Origin of the sequence: Legionella donaldsonii, from assembly GCF_900452385.1 — a bacterium.
In the GTDB taxonomy this organism is placed as follows: Bacteria; Pseudomonadota; Gammaproteobacteria; order Legionellales; family Legionellaceae; genus Tatlockia; species Tatlockia donaldsonii.
In genome coordinates, this window is record NZ_UGOA01000001.1 from 3377711 (window position 1) to 3393975 (window position 16265).

Consider the following 16265-nt stretch of genomic DNA (forward strand, 5'->3'; position numbering starts at 1 on the left):
GCAAGGACTGGCTGAAACCAGGAGAACGCGATGAATAAAACAGCAAAATTTAATGTTGGTGAGCAGGTAATTCATACACAACAGGGTTATCGTGCTGTTATTATCGATGTCGATCCACTTTTCCAAGCGTCTGGCCGTTATAATCCACAGGCCGTTAAGCGGGCCTTTGCGACCCGGAATCCTTGGTATCGCTTATTGGTTGATGAGAGCAGTTTGATAACGTATGTAGAAGAATGCTTACTAAGGAAAGCCCCTAACTCTTCAGCAATTAATAATCCTCTTCTTGGTCATTACCTGAATGAACGACAAGGGAACTATTACAGTAATGCAAGCCGTCATTAGGGTCTGTGACCTGTCTACTATCTTGGCCGAAAAACGCTAATTGTCCGCGCTGCGAGGCTCGTAAATTAACGTTTTTCGACTCAAGCTAGCGTAACGTCAACCGGTCCTGGACAGGCTTTGCTTTTGCACTATCTAGGTATGTCTTAGTATAAAAACTAATAAAGCAACAAAGCCAATGAGCAGAACACCTAATAAACCCATCGTGGAAAAGCTTTTACTGAGATTTTCACGACTAAATTGCTCGGGGCGACCTTTGATACTGCGATATAACACCCAGACAATTAACCCTGCAGCTAACAATCCTAATAGTTGATATAACGTTTCCATTTACTAGCTTCCTTTTTCTTCAAAACTAAACGCGTCTGCGAATTGTTGTGTACGTGGTAACCCAGCAGCCACTAAAAAATCTCTGATGGTATAAACCATATCAAAAGGCCCGCCAATGACCACCTGCCATTTACTCAGGTCGTTAGGGTGATGCTCGAGTACTTTAGAGATTAGTGTTTCTTTATTGGTGTTAGACAATAAAGAAAAATAACGAAAGCGTTCCACATGGGCCTGCCATTGTATAACCTTCTCATCGAGATACAAATCGCTTTGCGAACGTGCACCCCAAAATAACTCAAAGGACCGTTTATCGCCACTTGCCAGCAACTGCTCTATCATTGCTTTAATGGGCGCAAATCCTGTACCTCCGGCAATAAATAAAATGGGCCGTGTAGTTTGTAATTTGTCCAAGTGACAATCACCCAGTGGTAACCGAATGGTCAGTACCCCGCGTTGCCTGATTTCGGCAAGTAGCCGTTGATTACTGGCATTACCCTGGCTATGACGTATATGTAATTCATATTTGCAGGAACCTAAGGGGGCATTAGCAATTGAATAACTTAATTCTTCACCGCCAGATAAAATTTGCAAATACTGTCCTGCCTGGTAATCAACATACCGCTCAGGCAGCAAAATAACTTGTAAAATAGTATCGGTGAGGGGAGTGATACTCTCTACTCGTGCACTAACAACAGTACTACTCATGTATCCAATTCCAATTGAGACCAGTAGTTATCGACTCGCTCTAAGACCGCTCTATCCATAGTAATTGCCGTACCCCATTCTCTCTGAGTTTCTCCTGGCCATTTATTGGTTGCATCCATTCCCATTTTCGAACCCAAACCAGAGATTGGAGAGGCAAAATCAAGATAATCTATCGGTGTATTATCAACCATTACCGTATCGCGCAAAGGGTCCATACGAGTAGTTATAGCCCAAATTACATCCTGCCAATTCCGTGCATCAATATCGTCATCACAGACAATAACAAATTTGGTATACATAAATTGTCTTAAAAAAGACCAAACTGCCATCATTACTCGCTTTGCATGGCCAGGATATTGTTTTTTAATGGTGACAACGGCTAAACGATAAGAGCATCCCTCTGGAGGCAAGTAAAAATCCACAATTTCTGGGAATTGTTTTTGTAGTAAAGGAATAAATACCTCATTGAGAGCCAGGCCTAGAATCGCCGGTTCATCAGGAGGCCGACCCGTGTAAGTACTGTGATAAATAGGCTTATCGCGATAACTAATTCGTTCAACAGTTAATACAGGAAAAGACTGCACCTCATTATAATAACCAGTATGATCACCAAACGGGCCTTCATCAGCCTCTAAGCCCGGCTCAATAAACCCTTCCAAAATAATTTCGGCACTGGCCGGCACATGTAAATCACTGCCAATACAGGTAGTAAGTTGGGTACGTTGACCTCGCAATAAGCCGGCAAACGCGTATTCTGACAACGTATCAGGGACAGGCGTAACAGCTGCCAGCAAGGTTGCCGGATCAGCACCCAACGTTACCGCAACAGGGAATCTCTCACCAGGGTAGGCTTTCTGCCAGGCTTGATAATCCAAAGCGCCACCACGGTGTGACAACCAGCGCATTATTAGTTTATTTTTGCCGATTACTTGTTGGCGATAAATGCCTATATTTTCACGTGGCTGATGGGGGCCCTTAGTAGTGACTAATCCCCAGGTAATAAGTGGTGCAACATCACCCGGCCAGCAGGTTTGAATGGGCAAGCGAGCTAAATCGACCTCATCTTTCTCCCAAACATGAGTCTGGCATGCTGCGCTATTGACGTATTTGGGCGCCATATTCAACGCTTGTTTGAGCAGCGGTAATTTACTGAATGCATCTTTAAAACCCTTTGGTGGTTCAGGCTCTTTTAATGCCGCTAAAAGTTTGCCTATTTCACGCAAGGCTGTAATAGTTTCCTCACCCATACCGAGTGCTACCCGTTCAACGGTACCAAACAAATTGGTCAATACAGGCATCGTACTGTTCTTAGGATGAGTAAACAGTAATGCGGGCCCTCCAGCTCGCAAAACCCTATCACTGACAGCCGTCATTTCAAGATCTGGCGATACAGGATAAGCGATACGCCGCAATAAGCCGCGAGTTTCTAACTGCTCTATAAAGTCACGAAGATCAGCATATTTCATGAGTAAGAATTCGGGAAAATTAATTGCGTTGATTAGAGTACAGGCGACTTCATACAAAAACAAAGGGTAAACCTAAGTCGCCTGTATATCCGCAGGAGCGGGGTGAAGCAGGGCTACGCAAATAGCAATTCCCAGCAACACCGAAACCACATTTATTCCTGGCGTTTCATCGCTTCAAAAAATTCTGCATTTGTCTTGTGATTTTTCATGCGCTCTAGTAAGAACTCAATGGCATCACATTCATCCATCGATTGCAGAATCTTACGCAGAATCCAGGTACGATGTAATTCTTCCGGACTTAATAACAGGTCTTCACGACGTGTACCAGAACGATTGATATTAATGGCAGGGAATACACGGCGCTCAGAGATACTACGGCTTAAGTGGATTTCCATATTACCGGTTCCCTTAAACTCTTCGTAAATCACCTCATCCATCTTGGAACCAGTATCCACCAGCGCTGTTGCTATAATAGTTAGGCTGCCACCTTCTTCAATATTACGTGCAGCACCGTAAAGACGCTTTGGTCGCTGTAAAGCGTTAGCATCCACACCACCTGTCAGCACCTTTCCTGATGAAGGAACAACGGTGTTATAAGCACGTGCTAACCGGGTAATAGAATCCAGCAAAACAACCACATCCCGCTTATGTTCGACCAGACGTTTTGCTTTTTCGATAACCATTTCCGCAACCTGTACGTGGCGATTCGCAGGCTCATCGAAGGTGCTTGCTACCACTTCACCTTTTACCGAACGTTGCATTTCGGTAACTTCCTCTGGACGTTCATCAATTAATAACACAATCAGATAACATTCAGGGTAATTTTTCTCAATCGAATGGGCAAGATTCTGCAACATTAATGTTTTACCCGCTTTCGGTGGAGACACGATAAGGCCACGCTGACCACGGCCAAAAGGAGCGCAAAGATCAACAACACGAGCCGTCAGGTCCTCTGTACTGCCATTTCCTTGTTCCATGACCAACCGCTGGGTGGCGAATAAAGGCGTCAAGTTTTCAAATAAAATTTTACGTTTAGCGCTTTCTGGGGAGTCGAAGTTGATTTGATCGACTTTCAGCAGAGCAAAATAACGCTCATTGTCTTTAGGCGGCCGAATTTTGCCTGTTATGGTATCTCCAGTCCGCAAACCAAACCGTCTTATTTGGCTGGGAGAAACATAAATATCATCGGGCCCTGCCTGGTAGGAGCCGTCTTCAGATCGCAAAAAGCCAAAACCATCGGTTAATACTTCCAAAACGCCGCCGCCAAGAATATCTTCTCCTTTGTGCGAATGCGCTTTGAGGATGGCAAAAAGAATATCCTGTTTACGCATGCGGGCAGTATTTTCAGCCCCCATTTCTTGAGCGATATTAACAAGATCGGCAATGGGTAATTGCTTAAGTTCACTAAGATTCATACTTCTCACTTGATGTGTTGGTTAAACGAAATGGATTTCCGAGATAATTTTAGGAAGGACAACTTGGCATCACTCTAAGTTCGCCAGACTTACTTTACCCATCTTATACTATACAGCAACAATATCAGTAGCGCTATAAAACTAAATTGGGTTAACTTGAAGTGGCGGCTCTGAGTATAGCCACATATTGAACTAAGAGCCTAACATAGCTTTTCCAAGAGATCCACTGTTTTTTTATCTCTCCATCTTTAATTATAAGCTGGAGAGAAGATGGAATTGATTAAAATCAGGCATTACTCTCAACAAAAGCACTTAATTGCGACTTGGAAAGCAAACCCATTTTTACTGCTTCGACTTGGCCATTTTTAAATAAAATAAGTGTTGGAATACTCATAACGCCATATTTAGAAGGCGTTTGTGGGTTTTCATCAATATTGATTTTGGCAAAACTGATACTATCGCTGTGACTAGCCGCCACCTCTTCCAGGATTGGTGTTAATGCCCGACAAGGACCACACCACTCAGCCCAAAAATCCACTAACACAGGCTTGGTAGAATTCAATACATCCTGCTCAAAGCTGCCATCAGTGACTGTCTTAATATTATCGCTCATGAAAAACCTCTTGATTAAATTGTCTGACTAGCATTATAGATCACCGCCGATAGCTTGCAACACGCTAATCGCTGCAATTGCCGCTGTTTCTGTACGTAATACCCGTGGACCTAAACATAAAGGACTAAAATTAAAAGAAAAAATATGTTCGATTTCTTCTTGGTTAAATCCCCCCTCAGGTCCGATTAACAAAGCAATATCTGCCTGGGCAAAATTATAATCTCGCCAGGTCTTTGCCGCCTCAGGATATAAAATAAATTTCAAGGAAGCCTGCTCTTTTTGTAAATAATCGTCTAAAGAGAGAGTCGGTGTAATAACAGGAATTTGATTCCGTCCTGATTGTTCACAAGCGGAAACCGCAATCGCCTGCCATTGTGCAAGCTTCTTTTCCATTCGCTCTTTGTCTAATTTCACAACCGAGCGCGCCGTAATGAGAGGGGTAATCGCAGTAACACCCAATTCCACTGCTTTTTGCACGACAAGCTCCATACGTTCACCCTTGGAAACAGCCTGGGCTAAATGAATAATTCGTGGCGACTCCCTATTAACCTTTCGTTCTGTTAGCACAGTAACAAGGACTTTCTTTTTGTGCACACTGGTAATCGTTGCATCAAACTCACGATTATCCCCACAAAACAGGACAATTTGTTGGCCTGGCTGCATACGCAACACCACGCCGACATGTTGTGCCGCCTCAGCAGATAACTCGAACTCCTGACCACAATGATAAGGGCCAGGTTGATAAATACGAACAACTCTCACTTTCACTCGCAGCAAGCCATTTTGCCTTAGTATACGTCAGATTTCATGGAGTTAAAGCATGGTCCGGAAGGCAGTATTTAAAAATGCATCCCATTCCATCCTCTTAGGTGAAGGATCAATTTAATTACCTATTCTTATAAAAATTAATTAAGTGACCGGATGCTCTATGCTAGAATTTTGCTTTTATCTAAGGGGAAATAATGACGATGGCTAGCACGCGTATCGAAACAGATAGTATGGGCGAAATTGCTGTTGACGCCGATAAATACTGGGGAGCGCAAACAGAGCGTTCTTTGCATCATTTCAATATTGGCCGCGATATTATGCCAATTGAAGTATCACACGCCTTCGGTATTTTGAAAAAAGCAGCAGCACTTACTAATCTTGAGCTTGGCAAATTGCCCAAAGACAAAGCTGATTTAATTATTAAAGCAGCAGAGGAAGTTAGCAACGGTTCGTTAGATGAACATTTTCCGCTCCATGTCTGGCAGACAGGTAGCGGCACTCAATCCAATATGAATGTTAACGAGGTTATTTCCAATCGCGCGATTGAAATGGCCGGTGGCATCAAAGGCAGTAAAACACCAATCCATCCTAATGATCATGTCAATATGTCACAATCTTCAAATGACACGTTCCCCACTGCGATGCATATTGCCGCGGCAATTGCCTTTCATAAAAAGCTGCTGCCAGCTGTACGCAACTTGCGTGATGCCTTGGCTGCCAAGATGAACAGCTTCAAGGACATTGTAAAAATTGGCCGTACTCATTTGCAAGATGCTGTACCACTAACCCTGGGACAAGAATTTTCTGGTTATGTCGCGCAATTGGACGCTTGTATCCATCGTATCGAAGAGGTAATGCCTGAGTTGTATGAATTGGCGTTGGGCGGCACCGCTGTCGGTACAGGTTTAAATACCCATCCCCAATTTGCAGTTAAAGCGGCAACCCATATCGCCACCATTACCAAACTACCTTTTATCTCTGCCGCCAATAAATTCGCCGCGTTGGCTTCACATGAACCACTGGTAATAGCCCATAGCACCCTGAAAACCCTGGCCTGTGCATTAATGAAAATTGCTAATGATGTACGTTGGCTTGGTTCCGGTCCACGTTGCGGCATTGGCGAATTGATTCTCCCTGAAAATGAGCCTGGTTCTTCGATTATGCCTGGCAAAGTGAACCCTACCCAATGCGAGGCAATGACCATGGTTTGCGCTCAAGTTATCGGCAATGATACGACTGTTGCCGTTGCCGCCAGTCAAGGTAATTTTGAGCTAAACGTGTTTAAACCAGTGATTATATTTAATGTCCTGCATTCATTAAACCTGTTAGCCGACACCTGCCATTCATTCCAAGAGTTTTGTGTGGAAGGTTTACAAGCGAATAAGACCACCATTGATTACTACCTCCACCACTCTCTCATGCTGGTAACCGCCTTAAATCAGCATATTGGTTATGATAAAGCAGCTAAAATTGCTAAAACCGCTCATCATGAAAACATTTCGTTACAAGAGGCAGCCGTAAAACTGGGATTTTTAACAGCTGAACAATTCAATGACTATGTTAAACCTGAAGAAATGGTAAATCCTCGCTAATTGGTCCATTTCAATGACACTCAGGCCTGGCCTGAGTGTCATTGATTACAGAAACAACAAGCTGCTAACCCGGTTTATTTCACCCTCGACTTCCTGTTTCTAACTCCTGTAAACAAGAACGAAGCAAGCCGACATTATCGCTAAACACCCAATGCAGGCCACGATTTAACTCTCTATATAAGCCAAATTTTGAATCAACAAGACCCACACCAACCCGCTGATTAGCTGAGCGCAGCTGTTTAATTTTATTATTATTCAATAATAAATAGTGACCCAAGACCCCAGCGTAACACCTCCTTAAGCTGAGCTGGCAGAACTGGGTAACATTGTTATGCGCCGCAACTAACAACATCACTTCACGTGGCAACTTTGAACAAGAAGCAAAGAGGGGTTCATTCAAACTAAGTAGATGATAATCAATACAGGGGGTCAATGGCCTTAAGGTAGAAATCAACGCGGCTTCCTCAGTAAAAGGCGCCTTAAGCTCAATAAATAAATGAAGCCGTTTGCCATATCGCTCAATCACTTCGGCAAGGCTCGGCAGAGTAGGGACTAATTTACGCAAAGCCGTAAAAGTTAAGTCTCTGATGGCGAGATCCTTACCCCAAAGCCGCCTTAGGGTAGGATCATGGTTGACTACCAAAACACCATCTGCTGTCGCATGAATATCAAGTTCGATACCCCAGCATCCTAAGGCCAAAGCGCGTTGAAAAGCGGCGTCAGTATTTTCTATTAATTGAAGTTTTTTATCATGTGCACCCCGATGGGCAATAAGGCGAACCTCTGACAGTATGTTCTTATCTGGTTTTTTTCGTGGTAGAAAAGCAAAACAACAATCAACCGATTTTTCAATTAAATTAAGTATAGCCATCTCATACGCCCGCAAGAGTATCCACTAAAATTTCTACCAGACTTCACCTCATAGACCGAATTAATTGATCTATTTTTAAGAGCAGGCCCAATAAAGATTGACAGCTTAACTGATCTTGAGTATTTTAGCGACCTATGCCGAGGTGGTGGAATTGGTAGACACGCTAGCTTCAGGTGCTAGTGGGGGTGACCCCGTGGAGGTTCGAGTCCTCTTCTCGGTACCATATTAATGTTAAACCGTTTAAGCGCTCACGAGCGCGTTCTCTCAAATAAAGTGATCTTTTTCTTCAGTAGCTTTTAAAGTACACTATGCTTTTTTAAAATCAATACGACAAGTCTCAAAATATGGATATTTTTACATAATGCAACTTACTTCTACCAGCAGCTGGAAGGCATTACAGCAACATGCCGATACTCATAAATTTAGACTGTTAAATGATTTTAACTCCGGCCTACCTACCCAGGATTTTATGGCGAAAACCTGTGGCATCCAACTTGATTATTCCTATCAACACATCACTACAGAAACGTTACCTTTTCTCTTTGACTTAGCCAAAGAGCGGGAGTTATTCACCAAAATAAAGGGTCTGTTTCAAGGAGAAAAAGTTAATAGAAGCGAAAACCGGCCAGCCTTGCATTCCGCGCTTCGAGTACCCGCTGGTACCCCTATTTTTGTAGATGGACAGGATGTGATGCCTGAGATCTTAAAAGCGCGCCAAACTATACAGCATATTGCAGAGAAGATTAGAAGCAAACAATGGCTTGGTTTTTCTGGGGAGCCTATAAAAGATATCGTTAACATCGGCATCGGTGGATCAGATTTAGGCCCTCGATTTTGTGTTAATGCCCTAAGAGAATATATTAGCCCTAGCCTGGGCCTACATTTTATATCAGACGCTGACCCCTCTAACTTTCAATATACACTTTGCAATTTGAAACCAGAAACCACCTTATTTATTATCTCTTCAAAATCTTTTAGCACTCAAGAAACACTCTATAATGCTAAAAAAGCCATAGAGTGGCTAGGAAACAAACAATATGTTGCAAAACACGTAATAGCCGTAACAGCGAATCAGGAAAAAGCAGCTCAATATGGGATTAAGACTATTATCCCAATTTGGGAATGGGTAGGGGGTCGCTACTCACTGTGTTCCGCAATTAACTTAATCACAGCTATTGGTATTGGCTTTGACCTGTTTAGCGAGCTTCTTTCAGGAGCTCATGAGATGGATAACCATTTTCAATACAGTCCTATTTCAACGAATTTACCCATACTGCTGGCACTTTTAGGTATCTGGAATAATAATTTTTTACACATTAACAATTTACTCTTTTGGGTTTATTCCAAAAATCTTGAACTGTTTGTTCCCTATCTTCAACAACTCGACATGGAAAGCAATGGTAAATCTGTTGACATAAATGGACGTATAGTCAATTACAAAACGGGCCCTATCGTCTGGGGTGGCTTAGGTAATCAAGCACAACATAGCTATTACCAGTTACTGTCTCAAGGCACACATAAAGTTACAGCCGATTTTATTTCCTTAAAACCCAATAACGGGCAACTTATTAATGAACTATGTAATTTAAAGATGACCTTATTGGCTAAAGGTGAAACTGGTTTTGATAATTATTCTGATTTTACTCCCGGAAATATGACCATGAATCACCTTCATTTAGATTCGTGTTCACCCTATACTATTGGCGCGCTGGTTGCTCTATATGAACATAAAATTTTTGCGCAGGGTGTTATTTGGGGGATTAATCCCTTTGATCAACCTGGCGTTGCCAAGACCAAACGTAAAATGAATCATGCTGCTGCGATTTAAAGAGCTTAGAATTAACCGTTTCTTTTTAACTCAAATCCCCCTTAAAAAGCTAATGTTAAAAGACGTGTTTTCTTGTAAGCTATATCTCCAGGAGATTCTGCACATAAAACAAAACTTGGCGTTCTATTATTTTATCCAGCCTCAAGCAATTGCAGGACTACTGCAATACAAAAGGTTTAATGACAATACGCTAATTGCAGAAGTAGTTATCCATACAAATTTGTTCTAATTCAGCATGAATATCTTCCACAAAAAATCCAAGAGGACAGGTCTATGATTATTTCAGTGTATGGTGCGGGATATGTCGGCTTGGTTTCTGCGGCGTGTCTTGCAAAAATTGGGCATCAGGTTCTGTGTGTTGATATTCATACCCAGCGTATTCGTGATTTGCAAGAAGGCCGGTGCCCTCTTTATGAAGAACAACTTCCTGAATTGATACAAGAACAATTGCGAAACGGCTGCTTACAATTTACAACCTCATTAACACAGGCAATACAACAAAGCAGTTTGCATCTAATTGCAACCGGAACGCCTGAGTTGCCTGACAAAAGTGCGGACTTATCCCAGGTATTCTCAGTAATTGATTCTTTTATTAATGAAATTTGCTCAGACGCAACATTAATAATCAAATCCACTGTCCCTGTAGGAACCGGCGATAGGATACAACAGCGAATTTCTGATGGGTTATTGCGTCGCCATGCGTCCTATCGTGTTCAAGTGGTCTCCAACCCTGAGTTTTTACGGGAGGGATGTGCTGTCAATGACTTTCTATATGCCGATCGCATTGTAGTTGGCGGGGAAAAATCTGCACTCATACCATTACAAGAGATGTATAAACCGCTGACCGATCAAGGCATCCCTCTTCTCTGTATGAGTAGACGCTCCGCCGAATTGACGAAATACGCAGCCAACGCCATGCTTGCCTGCCGAATCAGTTTCATTAATCAAATTAGCCGTATTGCAGAAAAAATGGGGGCTCATATCGATGACATTCAACAAGGAATAGGATTAGATCACCGTATTGGCCCCCATTTTTTACAAGCGGGCATCGGCTATGGCGGCTCCTGTTTTCCCAAAGATACTCGCGCCTTACTCCACACGGCAAAAGCCATTCAGGCCGAGACAAGCCTATTGGAAGCAATCGAAGCGATTAATCAAGTACAAAAAAAATGGGCCATTGATATATTATCCAGGCATTTTGATCAGGGCCTCGAGAATAAAACCATTGGTATCTGGGGGCTGGCGTTTAAACCAGGCACTGATGATATGCGGGAAGCAAGCAGTTTAGAGTTAATACGTGCACTCCTAGAGGCTGGCGCAACGGTACGGACCTATGATCCAGCAGCCATGGACGCTGCAAAAATCCTTTTCACGGCAGAGTCCGCCATTGTATGGTGTGACGATGCTGAGTCTGTTTTGAACCCTAACCTTGATGCGTTAGTCATTGCTACGGAATGGCCTGTATTTAAACAAATTCCCTTAGAGGTCCTGGCACAATCACTTCGAAATGCCCCTCTCATCGATGGCCGCAACTGCCTGGATTGGTACCAGGTACAAGAATCACAATTTGCCTGGTATTACTCTGTAGGAAGGCCTGTTCTCCGCAATGGGAACGTGCATGACACTCACCATTGAAACACTGTTTTTCAGTGATAAGACCAGAATTACCCACTTTTCCTATTAGGATTTCAACCTAGATCCCTGCATTTCCAGGTTGGGTCAACGCTGAGCCCACTGGAGACCATCGATCCGATAGAATGCCATGGGGGAGTGCTCAATTAATTTAATACTGTAGATTGCCCGATGGTGTTTGCTCTGCCGACATGTCGTGTTCGAATTCAGCAAGCATCGTTGTTTTACCCCATAACGGACCATAATAGGCATGCATTTTGAAAAAACCCAGGTTAAATATATTCGTATAGGAAATATTGACCGCATCCTGAATTGAATGGAGTTTATCAAACCTATCGGTACGATCATTATCGTATTCATCCTTTACGTCTATCGGATTATTAGCCCCTGGATACGGTCCATACCAAGTCCACTTTTCGGATTGATAACGTATTAATGTTCCGAGATCAGAAAAATCTGCCCGGGACAATTTTCTCATATTTTCCCCGCCATTCTCCTGGTCAACACTAGTAACCCCAGGTTGTGATATAGCTTCCTTCAACGTAATTAAATCATCGAGTCGAACAAGTGCCAACCTAATTTGAGTCGCTTTTTCCTGACTGAATTTGTCTCCCGCAAGCGCCAGCTTATCAATTTGGATTTGACATTTCGCACTTATAATTGGGAACCACGTTTGACGAGCTATTGTCCCTGTATTGACGTGGGAAGCCCTGATAGTGATTAGATGTGTTTTCGATACTGTACCTTTTTGCATTTTGATTTCCTTATCTTGCGTGGGGAGAATTTAAATACTCTTGGATGTTGAGGTAAAAAATCCATAGGAGTGTATACGCATCATGCCTGGCAATAGTCTAGAGCACATTGGGGCGGCTGGATTTTAACATTCTAAAATCGGCAATTCAACTATCATTATCTGTATTGTCAGGCATCTTCTGCGCTGTAATCAATTTAATCCTTCACTCCAGCCAACGCTTCGCCATAACGAATGCTTGTTCCGGCATGCAGAGTATCCAGCCAATCCACACGCCGACCATCAGCAAATAAAAGCACCACCGTAGAGCCCAATTTAAAATATCCCATTTCGTCACCTTGCCGTACATTTTTACTGGAGGTGATTTGATTGGCGGAAAAATATTGTTTTTCCACGGAACGCTTGATATCCCCACTCCAGCGGGTGCCAATAGCGCCTACAATGGTCGCACCGACTAAAACCATTGCCATTAAACCAGCCTTGGTATCAAAAAAAGCAACTAAACGCTCATTACGAGCAAACAATTGAGGTATAACACGCACCGTAGAAGGCTGGACAGAAAATAATTTTCCCGGCACATAAATCATTTCTTTTAACGTTGCATCAATAGGGATATGAATGCGGTGATAATCCTTTGGTGACAAATAAAGCGTGGCGAACCGGCCTTGTGAGAATTGCGCGCTCAAGCTTTCTTCACAGGCCAATAACTCTGTTGCCGTGTAATAGTGTCCTTTGGCCTGGAAGAGCTGTCCTTTTTCTATACCCCCCAACTCACTGATAACCCCATCGACCGGAGAAATAATATCGGCTTTGGCAAAAGGCCGGCATTCAGGCTTTAAATGGCGAATAAAAAAATCATTAAAACAAGGGTAATGATTGGGATCTTCTTCTCTTGCCTCTTTCATATCCACACCATACTTTTGGATAAACCACCGAATCAGCGTATTTTTAATGGCAGGAGTACGTACATTCGCCAAGAAGCCCGCCAAATGGGTAAGGCCTGGTTTTGGTATCAAATATTGGGGCAACGTTTTTAAATAGTCATTAACCATAGGAAACAAGTAAAATAAAAATCAGTTGCGAATAATACCGTGAAAGACTGTCATTATCATAGCCTTGATACTTAAATGATGGATTCCTACTATAGGTTATTGGCAAGATGTTGCGACATTGGGTGTCGTTTCATTCATTTTCTTATAAATTTCTGCGTATGCCTCCAAAGAATTAAGAAAAACCTGCCTATTCAGCTTATCCATTTTCATTATCGTACTGTATCCTGGGGGGAATTCATTTCTGTAACGACTAAAATCTTCCTGCATTGCCTTGATAACTCTTTTAAATAAGAACGTGTTTAATGAATTCTCATTGACCTTTCCATTGGCAAAAATATTGGCAAGAACTTGACGATTACTGGGACCCTGTTGGTCATAAAGATAACCTCGTACCTCGGGTCCTCTTCTTTTCTGACTTAGAAAATTAAGCCTGTAAGGCTCATATTCTCCCAGGGCAGCTTCAACCATTTTTTGAAAAGCGCTTACATCCATACTGTTAATCCACCTATAGACCGCGCTATTAAATTGGGCCATATTTTTATGCGTATAAACATGCGTAAAACGCTCATCATTTCGTGCACACTTTGTTGCGCTACAAGTATAAACAAGCGCATCAAACTCACCGCGCTCACAAGCATCACGCACACCCATAAGATTAACATCCACCTGACCAATCGTGTCTTTGAGCATTTCAGGGATCAAATGAGTAATGAGCAGCGTATTCAAAGAGGTGGTTTCATGTCCGCCTACACTTAAAATAGAAGCCAGGCAATTAGCACCGTCTTCGTCACAGTCTTTTAAATAAAGCTGAACCTCTTCAGCCCGTGAACGGTTTGCTACGATATTCCATGGACTAGGCTGATAGCATTCCTTAATAATTGCCAAAATATGGCCTTCAAGAATCTTTTTATCCAGCGCATTGGCCCAATCAAATAAAGCACTTAAACAAGCATTAACGATTTCTTCTTCTGTATGGGAGCGCTTCAGTAAAGCAGGGTAATCATGTCTTACGCTAGTGAACAATTCTGCATCGGTAGAACGCAAATGACGTTGAAAATGCAATCCACCATAGTAACGCTGTAACTCTTCAACAATTTTAACAAATTTAAACGCCCAGGTACTTCTACCGAAAGTCTTATAAATATCTTTTTCGTGGTCTCTGATTATTTTTGCCAAACCATCGCAAAAAGCCTGATTATTTTCTATCGTCAGTTCCGTTAAATTTAAACGATAGTACTGATGAGCACATTTATTTAATTGCTCAATGAATTGTTCCAGAATATATAACCCTTGACGTAAGCTACTATTTGAATCGCATTCTATCCGCCTTGATTCACTAAGGGATGCTGTTTCACCAAGGAGCTGCCAAGCTTCTGTTAATGAACTCAACTCATCGATCATCACCGACTCACCTAGTGCTAAAGGCAAAGACTCGGTTGACAAATTATTGGCTAATTCATGGGCTAAAATACGCGCTTCAAGAATAATGTTATTCAATTGAAGCACATGTGCATCGCGCCAGATTTTATGGTAGCGCTGTTCCAGCGTTTCCAAATTGTATCGTCCTTCGGGACCTACACAATAGGCATCCAAAGGTCTCGCATCACCGGTTTCTGGCGTTATGGTTGTAGTAGTGGATTTCTTCGATTGATACTGGCTCCAACAATGATCCATCCTTTTATTTTGACACGTTGCCCAGTCCTTAATCTCATGATAAGCCGACGGTCTATTACGTAAAAAACTGCTAAAAGGGACGACAGGCACACCACTTCTGTTCTTATCACAGCCAATATAGAATACTACAGCACGATAAAACTCATCATATTGCTCTTGTAAAACTGCCAGCATATGATCAATAAACAATTGCTTATCGGCTTGTTCCGTAAATAATTGAGGATGGCTTTTTTGAAGCTTCCCTTTCTTTTCATCGCCAAGAGAAAAATAATCTAAAGGTAAATCGCCCAAATACTCTTCTAGACGCGCACGCAACACACTCGGGTCAAAAGTGAGCAATTCCTTTAATAAAGCAGCAAAAAGCTGCTCTTGAAAATGAACCGTCTTGTCACTAATTTCTGTAGACGGATTCTCGGCTAAGGCTTGAAATGCAGCGTAAGACATGCAACGTTTATTAACATTAAGATTGCCCGGGAGCGCATTAGAAGGCCAATGTGTTCTATCGTCAAGGATTGGAAAATTATCCAAATTCGTCGACTTTAACCTCATTCCTTTTTCCGGCGCCTCCTTGAGAATGCCATCAATCAAGCGTTGGCCTTTAATAATAGACGTTATATGGTAAAGAAACATATCCCAATCAATCATGCCGACGAGGCCAATATTACCAGGATGACGATCATCACATTTGTAGTGGAAGGCCGCGACCAGCCATTCAACTACATTGTAGCGCAGTAACGAAGCCACAGAAGGGCATACCTGCTCCCTTTTTTGTGGATCAGCAGGAATTGTTTCCAGTGAACAAAGCAAGGGCTTAAAGTTGGGTAAACTAATCGATATTGAACCTACAATTTTACCCTCATCATCAAAAACAAGACGATCCTCCGCCGCACGATCACCGAGTGCAAGACGAAGTGCTACACTGATAGCAACAGAGTACTTGGCAAGTAAGGCTGGATAAGTGCTATCCAAAGGTTTGAAAAATCCAGTCTTTGTTTGGCCATCAACATCAACAAATTCAACTTCCGAAACCTCATGACCAGAGGGCGTTGTAGCTCCCAAAAATTTTAACTGTTTATAACGTAACGCCTTCACTGGCAGGGTCATTGATCCATTCCTTAGAGTCCGATTCCAGAGGAATATTCATATTAAGCAGAAATGGAGACCCAGTTCAATGGTATTATTATGACAATATTGAATCGTCATAAATTAATTTGATGATTTAATGGACT

General features: G+C 42.4%; 14 protein-coding genes and 1 tRNA gene. 5 read left to right on the forward strand and 10 right to left on the reverse strand.

Going from position 1 to position 16265, the window contains the following annotated elements:
* Positions 1-30 precede the first annotated feature (30 nt).
* Positions 31-342, forward strand: a complete 312-nt coding sequence (gene hspQ, locus DYC89_RS15270; RefSeq protein ID WP_115222565.1) for a heat shock protein HspQ — start codon at positions 31-33, stop codon at positions 340-342.
* 132 nt (positions 343-474) lie between these two features.
* Here the strand turns inward: hspQ and DYC89_RS15275 are convergent, their stop codons facing one another.
* The 6 genes from DYC89_RS15275 to DYC89_RS15300 form a co-directional block, all read right to left on the reverse strand.
* Positions 475-669, reverse strand: coding sequence for a hypothetical protein (locus DYC89_RS15275; protein ID WP_115222566.1), 195 nt, complete (start codon positions 667-669; stop codon positions 475-477).
* Positions 670-672: 3 nt separating this feature from the next.
* The gene (locus DYC89_RS15280; RefSeq protein WP_115222567.1) at positions 673-1374 is read right to left on the reverse strand and encodes an NAD(P)H-flavin reductase; all 702 of its coding nucleotides are present in this window, start codon (positions 1372-1374) and stop codon (positions 673-675) included.
* On the reverse strand, positions 1371-2840 hold the full coding sequence (gene ubiD / locus DYC89_RS15285) for a 4-hydroxy-3-polyprenylbenzoate decarboxylase (RefSeq protein ID WP_115222796.1): 1470 nt from the start codon (positions 2838-2840) through the stop codon (positions 1371-1373). Before ubiD ends, DYC89_RS15280 begins: the two co-directional genes overlap by 4 nt.
* Before the next feature lie 152 nt (positions 2841-2992).
* On the reverse strand, positions 2993-4255 hold the full coding sequence (gene rho / locus DYC89_RS15290) for a transcription termination factor Rho (protein ID WP_115222568.1): 1263 nt from the start codon (positions 4253-4255) through the stop codon (positions 2993-2995).
* A gap of 286 nt (positions 4256-4541) precedes the next feature.
* Positions 4542-4868 (reverse strand): thioredoxin, encoded by a 327-nt coding sequence (gene trxA, locus DYC89_RS15295; protein ID WP_115222569.1) that lies wholly within the window; start codon positions 4866-4868, stop codon positions 4542-4544.
* Between the two features lie 33 nt (positions 4869-4901).
* Entirely contained in the window at positions 4902-5630 is a 729-nt protein-coding gene (locus DYC89_RS15300; RefSeq protein WP_115222797.1) for a 16S rRNA (uracil(1498)-N(3))-methyltransferase, read from the reverse strand.
* A gap of 206 nt (positions 5631-5836) precedes the next feature.
* Here DYC89_RS15300 and fumC point away from each other — a divergent pair, with 206 nt between their 5' ends.
* On the forward strand, positions 5837-7228 hold the full coding sequence (fumC, locus tag DYC89_RS15305) for a class II fumarate hydratase (protein WP_115222798.1): 1392 nt from the start codon (positions 5837-5839) through the stop codon (positions 7226-7228).
* 79 nt (positions 7229-7307) lie between these two features.
* Here fumC and DYC89_RS15310 read toward each other — a convergent pair whose 3' ends face one another.
* Entirely contained in the window at positions 7308-8099 is a 792-nt protein-coding gene (locus DYC89_RS15310; protein ID WP_115222570.1) for a glycerophosphodiester phosphodiesterase, read from the reverse strand.
* A gap of 136 nt (positions 8100-8235) precedes the next feature.
* Between DYC89_RS15310 and DYC89_RS15315 the strand changes: the two genes are divergently transcribed.
* The 3 genes from DYC89_RS15315 to DYC89_RS15330 all read left to right on the forward strand — a co-directional run bounded on the left by DYC89_RS15315 (position 8236) and on the right by DYC89_RS15330 (position 11562).
* Positions 8236-8322: transfer RNA gene (locus tag DYC89_RS15315), tRNA-Leu, on the forward strand.
* Positions 8323-8457: 135 nt separating this feature from the next.
* Positions 8458-9927: a glucose-6-phosphate isomerase gene (gene pgi / locus DYC89_RS15320; RefSeq protein ID WP_425451570.1), complete on the forward strand. Its 1470-nt coding sequence runs from the start codon at positions 8458-8460 to the stop codon at positions 9925-9927.
* A gap of 273 nt (positions 9928-10200) precedes the next feature.
* Positions 10201-11562, forward strand: coding sequence for a UDP-glucose dehydrogenase family protein (locus DYC89_RS15330; RefSeq protein WP_115222573.1), 1362 nt, complete (start codon positions 10201-10203; stop codon positions 11560-11562).
* A gap of 148 nt (positions 11563-11710) precedes the next feature.
* Here the strand turns inward: DYC89_RS15330 and DYC89_RS15335 are convergent, their stop codons facing one another.
* The 3 genes from DYC89_RS15335 to DYC89_RS15345 form a co-directional block, all read right to left on the reverse strand.
* Complete coding sequence (locus DYC89_RS15335) at positions 11711-12313, reverse strand: hypothetical protein (protein ID WP_115222574.1); 603 nt, start codon at positions 12311-12313, stop codon at positions 11711-11713.
* Between the two features lie 194 nt (positions 12314-12507).
* A complete protein-coding gene (gene asd / locus DYC89_RS15340; protein ID WP_115222575.1) occupies positions 12508-13362 on the reverse strand; it encodes an archaetidylserine decarboxylase in 855 nt (284 codons plus the stop codon).
* Positions 13363-13458: 96 nt separating this feature from the next.
* Positions 13459-16140: a hypothetical protein gene (locus DYC89_RS15345; RefSeq protein WP_115222576.1), complete on the reverse strand. Its 2682-nt coding sequence runs from the start codon at positions 16138-16140 to the stop codon at positions 13459-13461.
* Between the last annotated feature and the right edge of the window lie 125 nt (positions 16141-16265).